This is a genomic window from Pseudomonas sp. nanlin1 (assembly GCF_045571515.1).
Classification (GTDB): domain Bacteria; phylum Pseudomonadota; class Gammaproteobacteria; order Pseudomonadales; family Pseudomonadaceae; genus Aquipseudomonas.
Window position 1 is genome coordinate 130793 of sequence record NZ_CP124218.1, and the last position, 19110, is coordinate 149902.

Sequence of the window (19110 nt, forward strand, 5' to 3'; positions counted from 1 at the left end):
CTACTCCTGACTGACAGCTGCGCACACCAGATTGATGCCGCGCGCCAAAATCTGATCACGGGCCTCTGCGGGCAAGCGATCGTCGGTGATAAGGGTGTTGACGCTGCCCCAAGGCAACTCCACGTTGGGGATTTTTCGGCCGATTTTGTCGGACTCCACCATCACGATAACTTCCCGTGCAACTTCCGCCATGACTCGGCTGAGCCCCAGCAGTTCGTTGAACGTCGTCGTGCCGCGCACTAGGTCGATGCCGTCGGCACCGATAAACAGTTGGTCGAAGTCGTAGGACCGCAGTACCTGCTCGGCGACCTGGCCCTGGAAAGATTCGGAATGCGGGTCCCAAGTCCCGCCGGTCATCAGCAATACCGGCTCATGCTCCAGCTCGCTCAAAGCATTGGCCACATGCAACGAGTTGGTCATGACCACCAAACCCGGGCGCTGCCCGAGTTCCGGAATCATTGCAGCCGTGGTGCTGCCACTGTCGATGATGATCCGCGCATGCTCTTTAAGGGTAGCGACGGCCGCACGGGCAATCGCGCGCTTGAAAGGTGAGACCGGCTGGGCGACCTCGCCGAGCAGCTCCTGGGGCATTGGCACTGCGCCTCCGTAACGACGCAGCAGCAAACCGCTGCTCTCCAGCGCGGCCAGGTCTTTGCGGATGGTGACTTCAGAGGTGGCAAAACTCTTCGCTAAGTTATCCACAGTCACTTCGCCCTGCTCGTTGAGGAGGGCGAGGATATTGTGGCGGCGCTGGGGAGTGTTGCGTTTTGACATGGCGGTCTATGTTTCGATTCGAAAGATAACGATCGCAATCAAAACCTAAACCGAAAGATTCGTCAAGAGAACTTGAGACATAAAGTTGAAATGGGGGTAAGCGCTAGTAGGTCGCCCAGAATGTTAAAGACTAGGTTACAAGGGTTTACAGCGCGTTTACGTCAAGTCAGCGAATACGTGTATAAACACATAAACACCCATCAGTAGGAAAAGTCATGAATACCACCCGATGGAATGTCGTCGTCTCCACTGACACTGACCAGTCGCTTCGCATGTTTCTGGCCAGTCAAGGCGGCGGCCGTAAGGGCGACCTGTCTCGATTCATCGAAGAAGCAGTGCGGGCACACATTCTGGAATTAAGCGCCGAACAGGCCAAGGCCAATAATGCCAATGTGAGTGAAGGTGAGCTGACCTCTATGGTAGATGAAGCCCTCGAGTGGGCGCGTGAGCGCTAATGCGGGTTGTATTGGATACTAATATCTTATTTAGCGCATTGATCTCACCACATGGGGCTCCAGATGCAATCTATCGGGCTTGGCGTTCGGCTCGCTTTGAGGTGGTCACGTCGCGGACACAACTCGATGAGATCCGTCGCGCCAGTCGTTACCCTAAACTTCAGGCTATCCTCCAGCCTGCCAAAGTAGGCGCCATGATCAATAACCTGCAGCGGGCGATAGTACTGGAACGCTTAACCCTCGAGATCGAAGCCGATGATCCAGATGACTCCTTCCTGCTGGCTATGGCCCTAGCTGGCGAGGCGGACTACTTGGTCACTGGCGATCGCCGCGCAGGTCTCTTGCAACGCGGGCATATCGAGCGCACACGCATTGTCAGGCCTGCAGTATTCTGTGCCGAGGTACTGTAGTCGCTAAGCGGCAACCGCGTTATTCACACGATCGCCTCCTGTGGATAACTCAAGTCTTATTCAACTTCACCGGCCGCTTCCAGCCCTCGATATTGCGCTGCCGTGCCCGCGCCACTGCCAATTGTCCCTGCGGTACCTCTTGAGTCACCGTGGAGCCTGCACCTGTAGAAGCGTTCGCCAAGATATCCACAGGGGCGACCAATGAATTGTTCGACCCGATAAACACGTCTTCGCCAATCGTGGTTTTCCACTTATTGGCGCCATCGTAGTTACAGGTGATGGTGCCTGCGCCAATATTGGTACGCGCGCCTATTTCGGCGTCGCCCAGGTAGGTCAAATGGCCGGCCTTGGCGCCCTCACCCATGTGGGCGTTCTTCAATTCGACAAAGTTACCCACATGCGCTTTGGCTTCTAGCACGGTGCCGGGGCGCAGGCGTGCGAAGGGGCCAGCGTCGCTGCCCTCGCCCATGATCGCACCGTCCAGGTGGCTATTAGCTTTGACCTCGACGCCTTTGCGCAGCGTCGAGTTTTTGATGTAGCAGTTCGGCCCAATGATTACGTCGTCCTCAATAACCACCTGCCCTTCAAGGATCACGTTGATGTCGATCAACACATCGCGGCCAACGCTCACCTCACCGCGCACATCGAAACGTGCAGGGTCGCGCAACGTCACCCCTAGCGCCATCAGGCGACGGGCTTCACGCCATTGGTAATGGCGCTCGAGCTCGGCCAGTTGTCGGCGGTCATTGGCTCCCTGAACTTCCATCGCATCCAGGGCGGTTTCGGTGGCCACTACACAACCGTCGGCTACAGCCATGGCGATAACGTCTGTCAGGTAATACTCGCCTTGGGCGTTGTCGTTGGACAGGCGCGACAGCCAGTCTGTCAGGCGTTCACCCGGCACCGCGAGGATGCCGGTATTGCCTTCTTTAATCGCGCGCTCGGCTTCACTGGCATCTTTATGCTCGACGATGGCTCTTACCTGGCCAGCACTGTCACGCACGATACGGCCATACCCCGTCGGGTCAGGCAACTCAACCGTGAGCAGCGCCAATTGGCTCGGGCTGACCTTGGCCAGCAAACGCTGCAGCGTCGCCACCTCGATCAGGGGTACGTCACCGTAAAGGATCAATACGGTATCGCCACTCAATACAGGGACTGCCTGGGCCACCGCGTGCCCTGTGCCCAGTTGCTGACTCTGCACAACGAAGTTCAAGTCATCGGCGGCCAAGCGCTCACGGACCTTTTCGGCGCCATGGCCGATGACTACGTGGATGCTGTTAGGTTGGAGCTGTCGGGCACTGTGGATAACATGCCCGAGCATGGAGTTACCCGCGACTGGGTGCAGCACTTTAGGCAACGAGGAACGCATGCGGGTGCCCTGACCCGCAGCAAGAATGACGATATCGAGAGACATGCAGACTACCCATCAGAAGTGGCCGACCGACCAGGCCACGTGGAAAGCAGAAAAGAAAAAGGGTAGCCGAGGCTACCCTTTTTCTCAATCGCACGAAGGCTGTCGGTTTAACCGCCATACTTCTTGCGGATTTGCTGGACGGTGCGCAGCTGGGCTGCGGCCTCGGCCAGACGTGCAGCAGCGGAGCCGTAGTCGAAGTCCGCGCCTTTTTCGTTCAGGGCCTTCTCGGCAGCCTTAACGGCTTCCTGAGCGGAGGCTTCATCCAGGTCGGCAGCACGTTGCACTGTATCGGCAAGTACCTTGACCATGTTCGGCTGAACCTCGAGGAAACCGCCAGAGATGTAAAACACCTCCTTCTCCCCGCCTTGCTTAGTCAGTGTGATCGGACCTGGCTTCAAGCTAGTGATCAATGGCGCGTGCCCCGTGGCAATACCCAGGTCACCGAGTTCGCCGTGTGCAATCACCATTTCTACCAGACCGGAGAAAATTTCCCCTTCCGCGCTGACGATATCGCAATGGACTGTCGTAGCCATTTGCTTGCCTCAACCTGATTAGCGCCCGTTGCCGGGCGCCGGGATTACAGTTTCTTGGCTTTCTCGATCGCTTCTTCGATGCCGCCAACCATGTAGAACGCTTGTTCTGGCAGGTGGTCGTAGTCACCGTTGAGGATGCCTTTGAAGCCAGCAATGGTGTCTTTCAGGGAAACGTATTTACCCGAAGCACCGGTGAAGACTTCAGCCACGAAGAACGGCTGCGACAGGAAACGCTGGATCTTACGGGCCCGGTTTACCAACTGCTTGTCGGTTTCCGACAGCTCGTCCATACCCAGAATCGCAATGATGTCCTTCAGTTCTTTGTAACGCTGCAGCACGTACTGAACGCCGCGAGCGGTGTCGTAGTGCTCCTGGCCAATCACGTTCGGGTCCAGCTGGCGCGAGGTCGAGTCCAGTGGATCGACCGCTGGGTAGATACCCAGAGAGGCGATGTCACGGGACAGAACGACGGTGGCGTCCAGGTGGGCGAAGGTGGTCGCTGGCGACGGGTCGGTCAAGTCATCCGCCGGTACGTATACCGCCTGGATGGAGGTGATCGAGCCGTTCTTGGTCGAAGTGATACGCTCTTGCAGCGTGCCCATCTCTTCGGCCAGGGTCGGCTGGTAACCTACTGCCGAAGGCATACGGCCCAGCAGTGCGGATACTTCAGTACCGGCCAGGGTGTAACGGTAGATGTTGTCGACGAACAGCAGTACGTCGTTACCTTCGTCACGGAATTTCTCGGCCATGGTCAGGCCGGTCAGTGCAACGCGCAGACGGTTACCCGGCGGCTCGTTCATCTGGCCATAGACCAGCGCCACTTTATCGAGAACGTTGGAGTCCTTCATCTCGTGGTAGAAGTCGTTACCCTCACGAGTACGCTCACCCACACCGGCGAACACGGAATAACCGCTGTGCTCGATGGCGATGTTACGGATCAGTTCCATCATGTTAACGGTCTTGCCGACACCGGCACCACCGAACAGGCCAACCTTACCGCCTTTAGCGAATGGGCAGACCAGGTCGATAACCTTGATACCGGTTTCCAGCAGGTCGTTACCGCCTGCTTGCTCGGCGAAAGAAGGCGCTGGGCGGTGGATGCCCCAACGTTCTTCAGTGGCGATAGGGCCAGCTTCGTCGATAGGGTTACCCAGTACGTCCATGATCCGGCCCAGGGTCGCTTTACCGACTGGAACGGAGATGGCAGCACCTGAGTCGGTCACTTGCAGGCCACGCTTGAGGCCTTCGGTGGAACCCATGGCGATGGTCCGGACCACGCCGTCGCCCAGCTGCTGCTGAACTTCCAGGGTGGTGCCAGCCGCGCTTTGTACCAACAGCGCGTTGTAAATGCTCGGTACGCTGTCGCGTGGAAATTCCACGTCGATCACGGCGCCGATGATTTGAACGATACGTCCGCTACTCATAGCTGGATCCTCTGAATATTTGAACCGTTAAACCGCGGCAGCGCCGCCGACGATTTCCGAGATCTCTTGGGTGATCGCAGCCTGACGCGCCTTGTTGTAGACCAGTTGCAAATCACTGATCAGATCACCGGCGTTGTCGGTTGCATTCTTCATTGCGATCATCCGCGCCGCTTGTTCAGCCGCGTTGTTCTCGACCACCGCCTGATAAACCTGCGACTCCACGTAACGCACCATCAGGCCGTCCAGCAGCTCTTTGGCGTCGGGTTCATACAGGTAATCCCAGTGGTGCTTGAGTTCTTGATCCGGGGTTGCCACCAACGGAATCAACTGCTCGACCGTTGGTTGTTGCGTCATGGTATTGATGAACTTGTTGGACACCACGGACAGGCGGTCAATACGGCCGTCCAGGTAGGCATCGAGCATCACCTTGACGCTGCCGATCAGATCATTGATCGATGGCTCTTCGCCCAGGTGGCTGATCGCAGCGACGACGTTACCGCCGAAGTTACGGAAGAACGCCGCACCCTTGCTGCCGACCACGCACAGATCGATCTCGACGCCGCGTTCACGGTTAGCCGCCATGTCCTTGACCAAAGCCTTGAACAGGTTGGTATTCAAGCCACCACACAAACCACGGTCACTGCTCACCACCACATAACCGACGCGCTTGACTGCACGCTCGATCATGAACGGGTGACGGTATTCCGGGTTGGCGTTGGCCAAATGCCCAATCACCTGGCGGATACGCTCCGCGTAGGGACGGCTGGCTGCCATGCGCATTTGTGCCTTGCGCATTTTGCTGACCGCCACTTTTTCCATGGCGCTGGTAATCTTTTGCGTGCTTTTGATGCTCGCAATCTTACTGCGAATCTCTTTTGCGCCTGCCATGTAACACCTATCAGGTTAGCAAGCGGGAGCCTCGCGGCCCCCGCTGCGGCTTACCAGGTTTGGGTGGCCTTGAACTTCACGATACCGGCTTTCATGCCAGCGTCGATTTCGTCATTGAAGTCACCCTTCACGTTGATCTTCGCCATCAAATCGGCGTGATCGCGGTTGAAGAAAGCGATCAGGGCTTGTTCGAAGCTGCCGATCTTGGCGATTTCAACGTCAGTCAGGAACCCACGCTCAGCGGCATACAGCGACAGCGCCATGTCAGCGATCGACATTGGTGCGTATTGCTTCTGCTTCATCAGCTCGGTAACGCGCTGACCATGCTCAAGTTGCTTACGGGTCGCTTCGTCCAGGTCAGAAGCGAACTGGGCGAAAGCCGCCAATTCACGGTACTGAGCCAGAGCGGTACGGATACCACCGGAGAGCTTCTTGATGATCTTGGTCTGAGCGGCACCACCCACACGGGATACCGAAACACCGGCGTTCACTGCTGGGCGGATGCCCGAGTTGAACATGGCCGATTCCAGGAAGATCTGACCGTCGGTGATGGAAATCACGTTGGTCGGAACGAACGCGGAAACGTCGCCAGCCTGGGTTTCGATGATCGGCAATGCGGTCAGCGACCCTGTTTTACCGGTCACTGCACCGTTGGTGAACTTCTCGACGTACTCTTCGGAAACACGCGATGCGCGCTCCAGCAGACGGGAGTGGAGATAGAACACGTCGCCTGGGTAGGCTTCACGGCCTGGCGGACGGCGCAGCAGCAGGGAAATCTGGCGGTAGGCCACTGCTTGCTTGGACAGATCGTCATAAACGATCAGCGCGTCTTCGCCACGGTCGCGGAAGAACTCGCCCATGGTGCAACCGGAGTACGGTGCCAGGAACTGCAGTGCAGCCGATTCGGAGGCACTGGCGGCAACGACGATGGTGTTAGCCAAAGCGCCGTTTTCTTCCAGCTTGCGAACGACGTTGGCAATGGTCGACTGCTTCTGACCGATGGCAACGTAAACGCAGAAGATACCGCTGTTTTTCTGGTTGATGATCGCGTCGATCGCCAGAGCGGTCTTACCGATCTGACGGTCACCGATGATCAGCTCACGCTGGCCGCGGCCAACCGGGATCATGGCGTCGACAGCCTTGTAGCCAGTCTGTACAGGCTGGTCTACCGACTTACGCCAGATCACGCCCGGTGCGACTTTCTCGACCGCGTCGGTTTCGGTGTTGCCCAGAGGGCCCTTGCCATCGACAGGGTTACCCAGTGCGTCGACTACGCGGCCCAGCAGTTCCTTACCAACCGGAACCTCCAGGATGCGGCCGGTGCACTTGGCGCTCATGCCTTCAGCGAGGGTCGTGTAAGCGCCCAATACAACGGCGCCGACGGAGTCCTGCTCCAGGTTGAGGGCCATGCCGAAGACGCCGCCAGGAAACTCGATCATTTCGCCGTACATGACGTCGGCGAGACCGTGAATCCGCACGATACCGTCAGATACGCTGACGACAGTGCCTTCGTTACGGGCTTGGGAGCTCACGTCGAGTTTATCGATGCGGCCCTTGATGATTTCACTTATTTCGGAAGGATTGAGTTGCTGCATTGCTCTGCTGCCCCTTCAAACTCAAGATTTCAATGCTTCGGCCAGGGTCGCGAGTTTGCCGCGAACCGAGCCATCGATAACCAGGTCGCCGGCGCGGACGACAATGCCCCCTATCAGGGATTTGTCTTCCACAACTTGCAGGCGCACTTCCCGGTCGAGTCGTGCACTGAGAACCTTGGCGAGTTTGTCTTGCTGTTCTTGGTTCAATGCAAAAGCACTGGTGACTTCAACGTCTACCGACTTCTCACGCTCGGCCTTGTACAGGTCGAACAGAGCGGCGATCTCCGGCAGTAGCGGGAGACGGTCGTTTTCGGCAACGACGTTAATGAAGTTCTGCACTTTTACATCGAACTTGTCGCCGCACACGTCAATAAACGCGGCGGCCTTGTCTGCGCTCGTCAGTCGCGGGGCCTTGAGCACGCGCTGCATGGTGTCGTCTTGCGACACTGCTGCAGCCAGGCCGAGCATGGCTGACCAAGAGGCCAGTTGCTGGTGGGCCTGGGCGTGCTCGAAGGCTGCCTTAGCGTAAGGTCGGGCCAACGTGGTCAATTCTGCCATGATCGCCCTCGCTTAAATTTCAGCAGCCAGTTTGTTTACCAGCTCCGCGTGCGCGTTTTGATCGATTGTGGCACCCAGGATCTTCTCAGCACCGCCAACGGCCAGAGCACCCACTTGGGCACGCAGCGCGTCTTTGACACTGTTGAGTTCCTGCTCGATCTCGGCCTGAGCCTGAACCTTCACACGGTCAGCGTCGATACGGGCTTTTTCAACAGCCTCTTCAACGATCTGGTTACCGCGTTTCTTGGCTTGCTCAATGATTTCAGCTGCCTGAGCTTTCGCTTCGCGCAGTTGTTGACCCACTTTATCTTGGGCCAACTCCAGTTCGCGAGCTGCTCGGCTGGCAGCGTCCAATCCGTCCGCGATCTTCTTCTGACGTTCTTGCAAAGCCGCGATGACCGGAGGCCACACGAACTTCATGCAAAACAGCACAAAAATGAAGAACGCAACGGACTGGCCAATCAGGGTTGCATTAATGTTCACGCCAACACCTCGCTCGTTCTTTGTCCATCACACCAATCCACTCGAGAAGTCGAGAGATTAGCCAGCGAGTTGACCAACGAAGGGGTTCGCAAAGGTGAAGAACAGAGCGATACCTACGCCGATCATGGTCACGGCGTCGAGCAGACCTGCCACGATGAACATTTTGACCTGAAGCATCGGTACCATTTCTGGTTGACGCGCAGCGCCTTCCAGGAACTTGCCGCCCAACAGGCCGAAACCAATGGCAGTACCCAGAGCACCCAGGCCGATCAGCAGTGCAACAGCGATAGCAGTTAGACCAACTACAGTTTCCATCTTTCCTCCCGACTTTTACGTCGTATTGGTTAGGTTTTTTAGATTAAAGCGGTAAAACAAATCGTCGCATGGCCCGCGAGGGCCTCCCTCCCACCGAGGCGAGAGGGGCATCAGACACGCCAGGCGAGCCTTAATGACTCTCTTCGTGCGCCATCGACAGGTAGACGATGGTCAGCATCATGAAGATAAAGGCCTGCAAGGTGATGATCAGGATGTGGAATACCGCCCACGCCCATTGCAGAACCACGCCCAGGCCACTGAGCCAGAGCAGACCGCTGCCGAACATCACGGCGATCAGGATGAACACCAGTTCGCCGGCATACATGTTGCCGAACAGTCGCAAGGCCAGGGAAATAGGCTTGGCGATCAGGGTCACGAACTCGAGCAGGAAGTTGACCGGGATCAGCAGGATCTGAACAAAAATGTTCTTGCTGCCAAACGGATGCAGGGTCAGCTCACCAATGAAGCCGCCCAGGCCTTTGATCTTGATGCTGTAGAAAATGATCAGCGCGAAGACACAGAACGCCATAGCCAAAGTGGCGTTAGGGTCGGTGGTCGAAACGGCGCGGAAAGGAATATGCGGGTCGCCCGAGATCAGGATCGCCAGTTGCGGGATCCAGTCGACAGGGATCAGGTCGACGGCGTTCATCAGGAACACCCAGACGAAGATGGTCAGTGCCAGAGGAGCAATTACGGCGCTGCGGCCACTAAAGCTGTCGCGCACGCTGTTATCGACAAACTCCACCAGTACCTCGACGAAGTTCTGCAGGCCGCCAGGCTGACCGGAGGTCGCTTTTTTAGCGGCCATGCGGAACAGCAGCACAAAGATCAGGCCTAGGGCGAACGACCAGCCGAGGGTATCGACGTGGAAAGCCCAAAAGCCCATTTCTTTGGCTTCTGCTGCGGAGTGAGCAAAGCCCCAACCGCCATCTGGTAATTGACCGAAGGTCAAATTCTGCAAGTGGTGCTGGATATAGCCCGAAGCGGTTTCTGCTGCCATGGTTGCCTCAAACGCCCTAAGGTCTCGAAAGTCTTGTTCTCATCAGCAAGGGTGCAAACCAACTGACCGATTGGGTCAGCAGGAACACGCCAAACAGCGCTATCGGCGCCAGTGGCTTCACCCCTACGAACGCCAGTGCGAACAGCACTGCCGTTAAAATCAGTTTGCCCGCCTCGCCCGCATAAAATGATCGGACGATGGCCTGGGCCGCTCTGGCGCCGGTAAACCGGAAAGCCTTGAACGCGAAATACACATTGGGCAGCCAGGCAATGAGCCCTCCGCAGAGGCCTGAATAGCCACTGACTGCGCCTTTCCACTGCCACAACGCCAATGCGCTGAGCAAAAGCACCGCAAATTGAGCCACCAACACCGGGAAAACAGGCCACTGATAGAACGGCAAGCGGTTTAGCGTGCGGGTTTCCATCGTAGAGCTCCTCCGGGGTCGGCCTGCCATAAATCAATGACTTGGCATAAAATGTGCCGACAAAATGCGCGCAGAGTATAGGGGCGCTTACTCCCCTATTCAACTGCCGGGTAGTGATTTCCGACTGCGCGCTACAAACGCAATTGTTTCAGCGGATGTGAGCGAGCACCCCTTGCAGCTCATCCAGGGAGTTATATCGGATCACCAATTGGCCTTTTCCCTTCTGGCCATGGCGTATCTGCACCGTAGAGCCTAGGCGCTCCGCCAATCGCTGCTCCAGACGGGTGATATCGGGGTCCGCTTTTACCGCTTCCACAGGCTCCGGCTTGCCATTGAGCCACTGGCGCACCAACGCTTCGGTCTGACGTACAGTGAGCCCACGTGCGACAACGTGTCGCGCCCCTTCAACCTGCTGCTCCTCGGGTAAACCGAGTAATGCCCTGGCATGCCCCATTTCCAGGTCGCCGTGGGACAGCATAGTCTTGATCACCTCGGGTAACGCGATCAAACGTAACAAGTTGGCAACCGTGACACGCGACTTACCCACAGCGTCGGCGACATGCTGTTGGGTGAGCTGAAATTCCTGCTGCAAGCGCTGCAACGCCACCGCTTCTTCCACCGGATTGAGGTCTTCGCGCTGTATGTTCTCGATCAACGCCATGGCGATGGCGGTCTCGTCGGGCACGTCGCGCACCATGGCCGGAATGGTCTCTAGCCCAGCCTGTTGCGAAGCGCGCCAGCGTCGCTCACCGGCGATGATCTCGAACCGTCCAGCGGCCACCGGCCGCACCACGATAGGCTGCATCACCCCTTGGCTCTTGATCGACTGTGCGAGCTCTTCCAGGGCCTGTGGGTCCATATCGCGCCGCGGCTGATATTTGCCACGCTCAATGAGGTCCAACGGCAAGTGCTGGAGCTCTTTGGGGTCGACCACCACCGCTTGCTCTTCGAGCGAGCTGACGGTCGAGCCGCTCAGCAGTGCGTCCAACCCACGTCCGAGACCTCGTTTCTTGACGGCCATGCAGATTCCTTAAATTGCCGGAGCGGTGCGGGGTTGGCGACGCTGGCGTCGGACCATTTCGCCCGCGAGTGCCAGGTAAGCCAGTGCACCACGGGATTGTTTGTCATAGGCCAGGGCCGGCATGCCAAAACTGGGCGCCTCGGCCAGGCGAATGTTGCGGGGGATCACAGTGTCGTACAACTGATCGCCAAAATGTTCTTTCAACTGAGCCGACACATCGTTAATCAAGCTCAGCCGCGGATCGTACATGGTTCTGAGCAACCCTTCGATCTTCAGATCGGGGTTGAGCAGCTCGGCGATTCGCTTGATGTTATCCACAAGGTCGCTAAGCCCTTCCAGGGCAAAGTATTCACACTGCATGGGAATGATCACACCATCGGCCGCCACCAACGCGTTGAGGGTCAGCATCGACAGAGACGGTGGGCAGTCGATGAGGATGTAATCGTAATTCTCTCGCACTGGCGCCAGCGCCGTGCGCAACCTGCTCTCCTTCATCTGCATTTCCAGCAGCACTACTTCGGCAGCGGTCAGATCGCGGTTGGCAGGCAGTAGTTGATAACCACCATGTTCGGAAAAGTGAATGGCTTGATTCAAGTCGCACTCACCGATCAACAAATCGTAGACCGAGTTTTCCAGAGCATGTTTATCCACACCGCTACCCATGGTGGCGTTGCCCTGTGGATCAAGATCGATCAGCAGCACGCGGCGCTTGGTGGCCACCAACGAAGCTGCGAGGTTGATACAGGTGGTGGTCTTACCCACACCACCTTTCTGGTTCGCTATTGCGAATACCTTAGCCATTATTGCTTTTGTTCCCTGTCATGCCGTGCGGCGCAGTATCAGCAGATGGCGTTGGCCTTGGCAACCGGGGACCGCCAGGGCGTGCTCGCTATCGAGATGAAAATCGGACGGCAATGCTACCAGTTCGTCAGCCGGATGCAGCCCTTTCATTGCCAGCCAACGCGTATCCGGGCCACCGAGGTGGCGGGTCCAGTGGCTGAAGTCTTCCAGACTGCTGAAAGCACGGGACACGATCCCGGAAAAAGGCACCTCTGGCTGATAGGCTTCAGCTCGGCTGTGGATAACTTGCAGGTTGGCGAGCTTCAACTCCAGCTTGACCTGGGTCTGAAAACGGGTCTTCTTACCGTTGCTGTCCAAGGTGGTGATCTGTTTGTCGGGAAACATGATCGCCAGAGGAATACCCGGCATCCCCCCGCCGCTGCCGACATCCAGCCAGCTCGGGCTGTCACCGATATACGGGAGAATGCTCAAGCTGTCGAGCAAGTGCCGGGACACCATTTCGTCAGGGTTACGCACAGCGGTGAGGTTGTAGGCTTTGTTCCATTTGATCAACAGCGCCAGGTAGGCCAGCAACAGATCATGCTGGACCTCGCTGAGCTTCACGCCCAGTTCACGGGCACCTGTGTATAACTCTATGGAGTGCTGGGGGGTCACCATGGAACTCAAGCGCTCTGCTCCAACTCGCGGCCAGCGCCGCGTTTTTTCAAGTGAATCATCAACAGGGAAATAGCGGCTGGGGTCACGCCTGGAATCCGTGAAGCCTGGCCCAGGGTTTCTGGCCGAGCCAGGTTCAGCTTGCTCTGGATTTCCTTCGACAGCCCGGAAATACCGGTGTAGTCGATATCCACAGGCAAGCCGATACTCTCACTCGCGCGCAGGCGGGCAATCTCATCCTGCTGGCGGTCAATGTAACCCGCATATTTGGTTTTAATCTCGACCTGCTCCGCGACTTGCGGATCCTCGGCACCACCCCCGGTCACCTGCATCAGGCCAACGTAATCAATTTCCGGCCGGCTTAGCAGGTTCAGCAAGTTGTACTCGTGGGTCAATGGCGTACCGAAGCGTTCAGCGATGGCATCACCGTTGGCTGTGTTGGGCCGTACCCAAGTCGCTTTCAAGCGCTGCTCTTCAAGTTCGATGGCTTCGCGTTTTTTGCTGAAAGCCGCCCAGCGCTCGTCGTCCACCAGGCCCAGCTCTCGGCCTTTCTCGGTCAGGCGCAAATCGGCGTTGTCCTCCCGCAGGATCAGCCGATATTCGGCGCGCGAGGTGAACATACGGTATGGCTCCTGCGTCCCCAGGGTAATCAGGTCATCGACCAGCACCCCGATGTACGCTTCATCGCGCCGTGGGCACCAGCTTTCGCGGCCCTGGGCACGCAACGCCGCATTGGCACCGGCCAATAGGCCTTGCGCCCCGGCCTCTTCGTAACCGGTAGTACCATTGATCTGGCCTGCAAAAAACAACCCGGCAATCACCTTGGTTTCCAGGCTGTACTTCAGGTCGCGGGGGTCGAAGTAGTCGTATTCGATGGCATAGCCCGGGCGAACGATGTGGGCGTTTTCCATGCCGCGAATCGACCGCACGATCTGCAACTGCACGTCGAATGGCAGCGAAGTCGATATCCCGTTCGGGTAGAGCTCGTGGGTGTTCAACCCTTCAGGTTCGATAAATACCTGGTGGCTCTCTTTATCGGCAAAGCGGTGAATCTTGTCTTCGATCGAAGGACAGTAGCGCGGGCCAACGCCTTCGATAACTCCCGAATACATAGGTGAGCGATCGAGGTTGGCCGCAATGATTTCGTGAGTACGCGCGTTCGTGTGGGTGATCCAGCAACTGACCTGACGCGGGTGGAGTTCTTTTGAACCCATGAACGACATGACAGGGATTGGCGTATCACCCGGTTGTTCGCTCATCAACGAAAAATCCACCGAGCGGCCATCAATGCGTGGCGGCGTGCCTGTCTTGAGTCGACCTACACGCAGTGGCAACTCACGCAAACGACGTGCGAGGGCAATGGATGGCGGATCGCCCGCACGACCGCCTGAATAATTTTCCAAACCTATGTGGATAAGTCCACCGAGGAAGGTCCCGGTCGTCAACACCACCGAGTCGGCCATAAACCGCAGGCCCATTTGGGTGACCACGCCCTTGACCTGGTCCTGTTCGACGATCAAGTCATCGCACGCCTGCTGGAATATCCACAGGTTGGGCTGGTTTTCCAAAATCTCACGCACAGCGGCTTTGTACAGAACGCGGTCGGCTTGCGCTCGGGTAGCCCGTACGGCCGGGCCTTTGCGGTTATTCAAAACGCGAAACTGAATGCCGCCTTTATCGGTGGCCAACGCCATAGCGCCGCCTAGCGCATCAATCTCTTTGACCAGATGGCTTTTACCAATGCCGCCAATGGCAGGGTTGCAGCTCATTTGCCCGAGGGTTTCCACGTTGTGGGTTAGCAGCAGGGTTTTGGCGCCCATGCGTGCTGACGCCAGTGCAGCCTCGGTTCCAGCGTGTCCGCCGCCGATGACGATCACTTCAAAACGGGAAGGGAAATCCACCACGCACCTCGTGCCTGTTTTTGATGGGTAATTGGGATAGGCGACAAGTATAGGGACTTCCACCCTCCTAAAGAAACCTTTTGCACAAAAAATAACCAGCTACGCAGAACCTCTGCACAATAGAAATTAAAAGAGAGAGATTTATTAAAGCTTTGTTTTTATGTTTATGTTTATAGGGCCTAATATCTGTGGATAAGGTTCTGATAGCCTTACTTAGCAAGGTGTACAGAGAACCTGAAGGTTGTGGTCAGGTGGCCAGGAGCGCAGTGGATAACCGATTGTAACCTGTGGATTAAACAGGTCTTTACCCACAGGGGGGTTTATCTTCAAGTTTCGAGGGGGTTTATCAACTGAGCTGAGGCGTGGTTTTCCACAGGGCTTATTCAAGGAAATCAGGGATCAGTGAGGGGATACAAAGCTTCGTGGGGGCAATCCACTGGGAACAACGTCGGGGCGACGCCGTTTACACCTGGCCCGCATTGCACGGGCCGGTCATAAGAAGCAGTCAGGCTCTTGGTTTTATTTACCAATACAGAAGCTGGAGAAAATGCGCCCCAGCAAATCGTCCGAGCTAAAAGCTCCGGTGATCTCACCCAGGGACTGCTGAGCTAACCGTAGGTCTTCGGCCAGCAGCTCTCCAGCACCCGCCAGGGTGAGCTGGTCACGCCCGTGCTCAAGATATCCACTGGCTTGGCGCAGCGCCTCCAAATGGCGCCGGCGGGCACTGAAGCTGCTTTCAGACGTTTGCTCGTACCCCATGCAGGCCTTGAGGTGCTCCCTGAGCAGTTCCAGCCCCCGCCCATTACCCTTGGCTGTAAGACTGATGGTGATCGAGCCGTCAGCACTCTCCTGAACCCCGATCGCCTCGCCTGTCAGGTCGATTTTATTGCGGATCAAGGTGACCTTGGCCATTTCTGGACGCTGTTCCAGAAACTCCGGCCACAAGGCGAACGGATCGCTGGCTTCCGGGGCGCTGGCGTCGACTACGAGTAGCACCCGGTCCGCTTCATTGATGGCCTTCAACGCGCGCTGTACACCGATCTGTTCGACCTGGTCATCAGTGGTGCGCAAACCTGCTGTATCCACAACATGCAGGGGCATACCATCGATGTGGATATGTTCGCGCAGAACATCCCGGGTAGTGCCCGCAATCTCGGTCACGATGGCGGCCTCGCGTCCAGCGAGCAAATTCAACAGGCTAGATTTACCAGCGTTGGGACGGCCCGCGATGACTACCGTCATACCGTCTCGTAACAGTGCGCCCTGCCCAGCCTCACGTAGCACTGTGGATAAATCCATGCGTACGTCATCCAGCTGTTTCAGGACGTGGCCATCTGCGAGAAAGTCGATTTCTTCTTCAGGAAAATCGATGGCTGCCTCAACGTAGATGCGCAGGCCAATCAAGCTCTGCGTCAAGTTATCCACACGGCGCGAGAATTCTCCTTGCAAGGACCTCACGGCGTTGCGCGCAGCCTGGGCCGAGCTCGCCTCGATCAAGTCGGCAATGGCCTCAGCTTGGGCCAGGTCTAACTTGTCATTGAGAAAAGCACGTTCGCTGAATTCACCAGGGCGCGCCAGCCTGCACCCCAGTTCCAGACAGCGCTTGAGCAGCATGTCCATGACTACTGGGCCGCCATGCCCTTGCAGTTCGAGTACGTCTTCACCCGTAAACGAGTTCGGCCCCTGAAAGTAGAGCGCCAGGCCTTCATCCAAAACACTTTGATCGCCGGCCAGCATGGGCCCGAAGTGCGCGTACCTGGGGATAAGTTCGCGACCGACAATAGCCTGTGTCGCCGCCCGGGCCAGGGGGCCAGAAATACGCACAATGCCTACACCACCTCGGCCCTGGGCGGTAGCGATAGCAGCGATGGTTTCTCGCGGGAAGTTCATTCAGTGGCCCTCGGGCTGAAGTGGCGGACAGCAAAACGCCCCACGAGGGGGCGTTTTATCCACAGGTCGAGCGATAAACCTGTTTTATGCAGCGGCTTTTTTCGCAGCCGCTTCGATGTTGCGAGTGATGTACCACTGCTGCAGGATCGACAAGGTGTTGTTGGTCACCCAGTACAGCACCAGACCTGCAGGGAACCACAGGAAGAAGAAGGTAAAGATGATTGGCATCAACTTCATCACCTTCGCCTGCATGGGATCCGGCGGTGCAGGGTTCAGACGCTGCTGAATGAACATGGTTGCACCCATGATAATCGGCAGAATGAAGTACGGGTCTTTGATCGCAAGGTCATAGATCCAGAACATCCAAGGTGCCTGGCGCATCTCCACGCTTTCCAGCAATACCCAGTACAGCGAAAGGAATACCGGCATCTGCACCAGAATCGGCAGACAGCCCCCTAGCGGGTTGATCTTCTCTTTCTTGTACAGCTCCATCATCGCCTGGGACATCTTCTGGCGATCATCACCGTGTTGTTCCTTCAATGCGGCCAGCTTAGGCGCAACCGCTCGCATGCGCGCCATGGATTTGTAGCTGGCGGCGGACAAGGGGAAGAACAGCAGTTTAATCAGGATGGTCAGGCAGATGATCGACCAACCCCAGTTACCCAGGATGCTGTGGATATGTTTCAGCAACCAGAAGATAGGCTGAGCGATGAACCACAAGATACCGTAGTCGACGGTCAATTCCAGGCCTGGGGATAACGCTTGGAGTTTATCCTGGACCTTAGGGCCGGCGTACAGTTTGGTGTCTGTCTCTATCTTGCCGCCTGGAGCAACGTTCAGCGCAGGCCCAGTGAAGCCAACAATGTAGTTACCCTGGTTATCCTTGCGGGTCATTACCGAGTTGGCGTCAGCGTTGCTGGGGATCCACGCGGTCACGAAGTAGTGCTGCAGCCAGGCAACCCAACCACCTTGAACGCTTTCTTTAAAGGCACCTTTGTCCATATCTTTCATGGACACTTTTTTGTACGGCTCACCACTTGTCCACAGGGCAGCGCCCAAATAGGTAGCGGTGCCGGTCGCGGTGCTTGAAGACGGATCTGAGCTGCCATCGCGTTTCAACTGGGCGAACAGGTTACCCGACCACGGTTGAGCACTCTGGTTGTCGATCAGGTAAGAAACTACCAGGTCGTATTCGCCGCGCTTGAAGCTGAAGCGCTTGATGTAATTAACCCCATTGGCACTGAACTTGAGGTCCACAACCAAGGTGTCCTGGCCATCAGCCAGTTGATAACTTTTCTGCTCGGTGGCGTACAGAGGCCGACCCGACGAACGGGCGTCTGGTCCATTGGCACCGGTCAGCCCACTTTGCGCCAGGTAAGTACGTTCACCGCCATTGTCGAACAGCTGGAAAGGAATATCCGGCATGTCCTGACGACGTGGGTACTTGGGCAAATTCAGCTGCACGATGTCGCCACCGACAGGGTCGATAGCCAGGTCGAAAACGTCAGTCTTGACGCGAATCAGGTCCTTGCTAACCGCAACGGGTGCGCTAGCGGGAAGATTGGCATCAGGATTGGCGCTGGGTACATCGGCACTGTTTTGCGTATTGGTGCCTGGCACGGTGTCCGGCAAAGATGGCGCCGGCGTGGTGGCAGCAACATTCTGAGTCGGTAAGGCAGCCTGGCCATAGTCCTGGTTCCATTTCAGGACCATGACGTAAGCCACGATTGCCAGGGCGACGATCAGGATCGTGCGTTTAATATCCATGATTACTCGGCTATCGAAGAATTACGGGGTGAGGGGGCAGTCGGAACCGGGTCGAACCCCCCAGCGTTCCATGGGTGGCAGCGGCCAAGACGACGGAGCGTCAGCCAGCCGCCGCGTAATACGCCATGATTTTCTATGGCTTCATACGCGTAGCAAGAGCAACTGGGATAGAAACGACAATGGCTGGCCATCAAAGGACTAATGGCGTAGCGGTAGAACTGGATCGGAACGAGCGCCAGTTTACGCATTTTGACTGTCTACCCCTGCAGATTCGGTGGTGACCACTGGCACTGGAGCGGGCCGACTGCGTGCAAGGCGCTTCCAGAGTTTGCCAAAGTGCTCATGCAATTCTGGGTTTTGTACATCGCCCAAGCCTTTGCGCGCGACGATTACGATGTCCCAACCTGCAAGTATTGCTTGGTGCAAGCGGAAAGAGTCACGCATTAGACGTTTGAGTCGATTGCGCTGAACGGAGAGTTTGACACTCTTTTTCCCGATGACCAGGCCAAGCCTTGGGTGATCGAGCCCGTTTTCACGCGCAAGGAGCAGGAGATTTTTTCCTGGGACCTTGCCAGACGGCGAGTCAAAGACTGATTTGAAGTGTCGAGCTGTCAGCAGACGCTTTTCTCGACTGAAATCCTGACTCACCACCTGTGCCGAAGGATCAAACTGCCAGACGCTTGCGGCCCTTGGCGCGGCGACGCGACAGGACAGTACGGCCGTTCTTGGTGGCCATGCGTGCACGGAAACCGTGAGTGCGGGCGCGTTTGATGGTGCTCGGTTGGAAAGTACGTTTCATG

The 19110-nt window shown here is 57.0% G+C and carries 22 protein-coding genes; 2 read left to right on the plus strand and 20 right to left on the minus strand.

The window, feature by feature from the left end:
• Nucleotides 1-774, minus strand: coding sequence for a DeoR/GlpR family DNA-binding transcription regulator (locus QCL65_RS00635; protein ID WP_407313858.1), 774 nt, complete (start codon nt 772-774; stop codon nt 1-3).
• Between the two features lie 215 nt (nt 775-989).
• Here QCL65_RS00635 and QCL65_RS00640 point away from each other — a divergent pair, with 215 nt between their 5' ends.
• The gene (locus QCL65_RS00640; RefSeq protein ID WP_407313859.1) at nt 990-1229 is read left to right on the plus strand and encodes a ribbon-helix-helix domain-containing protein; all 240 of its coding nucleotides are present in this window, start codon (nt 990-992) and stop codon (nt 1227-1229) included.
• Complete coding sequence (locus QCL65_RS00645; protein WP_407313861.1) at nt 1229-1639, plus strand: putative toxin-antitoxin system toxin component, PIN family; 411 nt, start codon at nt 1229-1231, stop codon at nt 1637-1639. Before QCL65_RS00640 ends, QCL65_RS00645 begins: the two co-directional genes overlap by 1 nt.
• A 49-nt stretch (nt 1640-1688) precedes the next feature.
• Here QCL65_RS00645 and glmU read toward each other — a convergent pair whose 3' ends face one another.
• The 19 genes from glmU to rpmH form a co-directional block, all read right to left on the minus strand.
• Nucleotides 1689-3056: a bifunctional UDP-N-acetylglucosamine diphosphorylase/glucosamine-1-phosphate N-acetyltransferase GlmU gene (glmU, locus tag QCL65_RS00650; protein WP_407313863.1), complete on the minus strand. Its 1368-nt coding sequence runs from the start codon at nt 3054-3056 to the stop codon at nt 1689-1691.
• A gap of 107 nt (nt 3057-3163) precedes the next feature.
• Entirely contained in the window at nt 3164-3589 is a 426-nt protein-coding gene (locus tag QCL65_RS00655; RefSeq protein ID WP_407313865.1) for a F0F1 ATP synthase subunit epsilon, read from the minus strand.
• Nucleotides 3590-3633: 44 nt separating this feature from the next.
• The gene (gene atpD / locus QCL65_RS00660) at nt 3634-5013 is read right to left on the minus strand and encodes a F0F1 ATP synthase subunit beta (protein ID WP_407313867.1); all 1380 of its coding nucleotides are present in this window, start codon (nt 5011-5013) and stop codon (nt 3634-3636) included.
• A gap of 27 nt (nt 5014-5040) precedes the next feature.
• On the minus strand, nt 5041-5901 hold the full coding sequence (gene atpG, locus QCL65_RS00665; protein WP_407313869.1) for a F0F1 ATP synthase subunit gamma: 861 nt from the start codon (nt 5899-5901) through the stop codon (nt 5041-5043).
• Nucleotides 5902-5951: 50 nt separating this feature from the next.
• Nucleotides 5952-7496, minus strand: coding sequence for a F0F1 ATP synthase subunit alpha (atpA, locus tag QCL65_RS00670; RefSeq protein WP_407313871.1), 1545 nt, complete (start codon nt 7494-7496; stop codon nt 5952-5954).
• A 21-nt stretch (nt 7497-7517) separates the two neighbouring features.
• Nucleotides 7518-8054 carry a F0F1 ATP synthase subunit delta gene (locus QCL65_RS00675; protein ID WP_407313873.1) on the minus strand — a complete coding sequence of 179 codons (537 nt, stop codon included), beginning with the start codon at nt 8052-8054 and terminating at the stop codon, nt 7518-7520.
• Nucleotides 8055-8066: 12 nt separating this feature from the next.
• Nucleotides 8067-8537 (minus strand): F0F1 ATP synthase subunit B, encoded by a 471-nt coding sequence (locus QCL65_RS00680; RefSeq protein WP_407313875.1) that lies wholly within the window; start codon nt 8535-8537, stop codon nt 8067-8069.
• Between the two features lie 57 nt (nt 8538-8594).
• Nucleotides 8595-8852 (minus strand): F0F1 ATP synthase subunit C, encoded by a 258-nt coding sequence (gene atpE / locus QCL65_RS00685; protein ID WP_002555987.1) that lies wholly within the window; start codon nt 8850-8852, stop codon nt 8595-8597.
• A gap of 130 nt (nt 8853-8982) precedes the next feature.
• Entirely contained in the window at nt 8983-9852 is an 870-nt protein-coding gene (gene atpB, locus QCL65_RS00690) for a F0F1 ATP synthase subunit A (RefSeq protein ID WP_407313894.1), read from the minus strand.
• 16 nt (nt 9853-9868) lie between these two features.
• Nucleotides 9869-10276: a F0F1 ATP synthase subunit I gene (locus QCL65_RS00695; RefSeq protein WP_407313896.1), complete on the minus strand. Its 408-nt coding sequence runs from the start codon at nt 10274-10276 to the stop codon at nt 9869-9871.
• Between the two features lie 148 nt (nt 10277-10424).
• On the minus strand, nt 10425-11297 hold the full coding sequence (locus QCL65_RS00700) for a ParB/RepB/Spo0J family partition protein (protein ID WP_407313898.1): 873 nt from the start codon (nt 11295-11297) through the stop codon (nt 10425-10427).
• 9 nt (nt 11298-11306) lie between these two features.
• Nucleotides 11307-12098, minus strand: a complete 792-nt coding sequence (locus QCL65_RS00705) for a ParA family protein (protein WP_407313900.1) — start codon at nt 12096-12098, stop codon at nt 11307-11309.
• Nucleotides 12099-12116: 18 nt separating this feature from the next.
• Complete coding sequence (rsmG, locus tag QCL65_RS00710) at nt 12117-12755, minus strand: 16S rRNA (guanine(527)-N(7))-methyltransferase RsmG (RefSeq protein ID WP_407316599.1); 639 nt, start codon at nt 12753-12755, stop codon at nt 12117-12119.
• Nucleotides 12756-12760: 5 nt separating this feature from the next.
• On the minus strand, nt 12761-14653 hold the full coding sequence (gene mnmG, locus QCL65_RS00715) for a tRNA uridine-5-carboxymethylaminomethyl(34) synthesis enzyme MnmG (protein WP_407313902.1): 1893 nt from the start codon (nt 14651-14653) through the stop codon (nt 12761-12763).
• 519 nt (nt 14654-15172) lie between these two features.
• Complete coding sequence (gene mnmE / locus QCL65_RS00720) at nt 15173-16543, minus strand: tRNA uridine-5-carboxymethylaminomethyl(34) synthesis GTPase MnmE (protein ID WP_407313904.1); 1371 nt, start codon at nt 16541-16543, stop codon at nt 15173-15175.
• 84 nt (nt 16544-16627) lie between these two features.
• Nucleotides 16628-18310 (minus strand): membrane protein insertase YidC, encoded by a 1683-nt coding sequence (gene yidC, locus QCL65_RS00725; protein ID WP_407313906.1) that lies wholly within the window; start codon nt 18308-18310, stop codon nt 16628-16630.
• Nucleotides 18311-18312: 2 nt separating this feature from the next.
• On the minus strand, nt 18313-18558 hold the full coding sequence (yidD, locus tag QCL65_RS00730) for a membrane protein insertion efficiency factor YidD (RefSeq protein WP_407313908.1): 246 nt from the start codon (nt 18556-18558) through the stop codon (nt 18313-18315).
• Nucleotides 18551-18961 (minus strand): ribonuclease P protein component, encoded by a 411-nt coding sequence (gene rnpA / locus QCL65_RS00735; protein WP_407313910.1) that lies wholly within the window; start codon nt 18959-18961, stop codon nt 18551-18553. The genes yidD and rnpA overlap by 8 nt, the downstream gene beginning before the upstream one ends.
• A gap of 13 nt (nt 18962-18974) precedes the next feature.
• Nucleotides 18975-19109, minus strand: coding sequence for a 50S ribosomal protein L34 (gene rpmH, locus QCL65_RS00740; protein WP_043192020.1), 135 nt, complete (start codon nt 19107-19109; stop codon nt 18975-18977).
• Nucleotide 19110 lies beyond the last annotated feature (1 nt).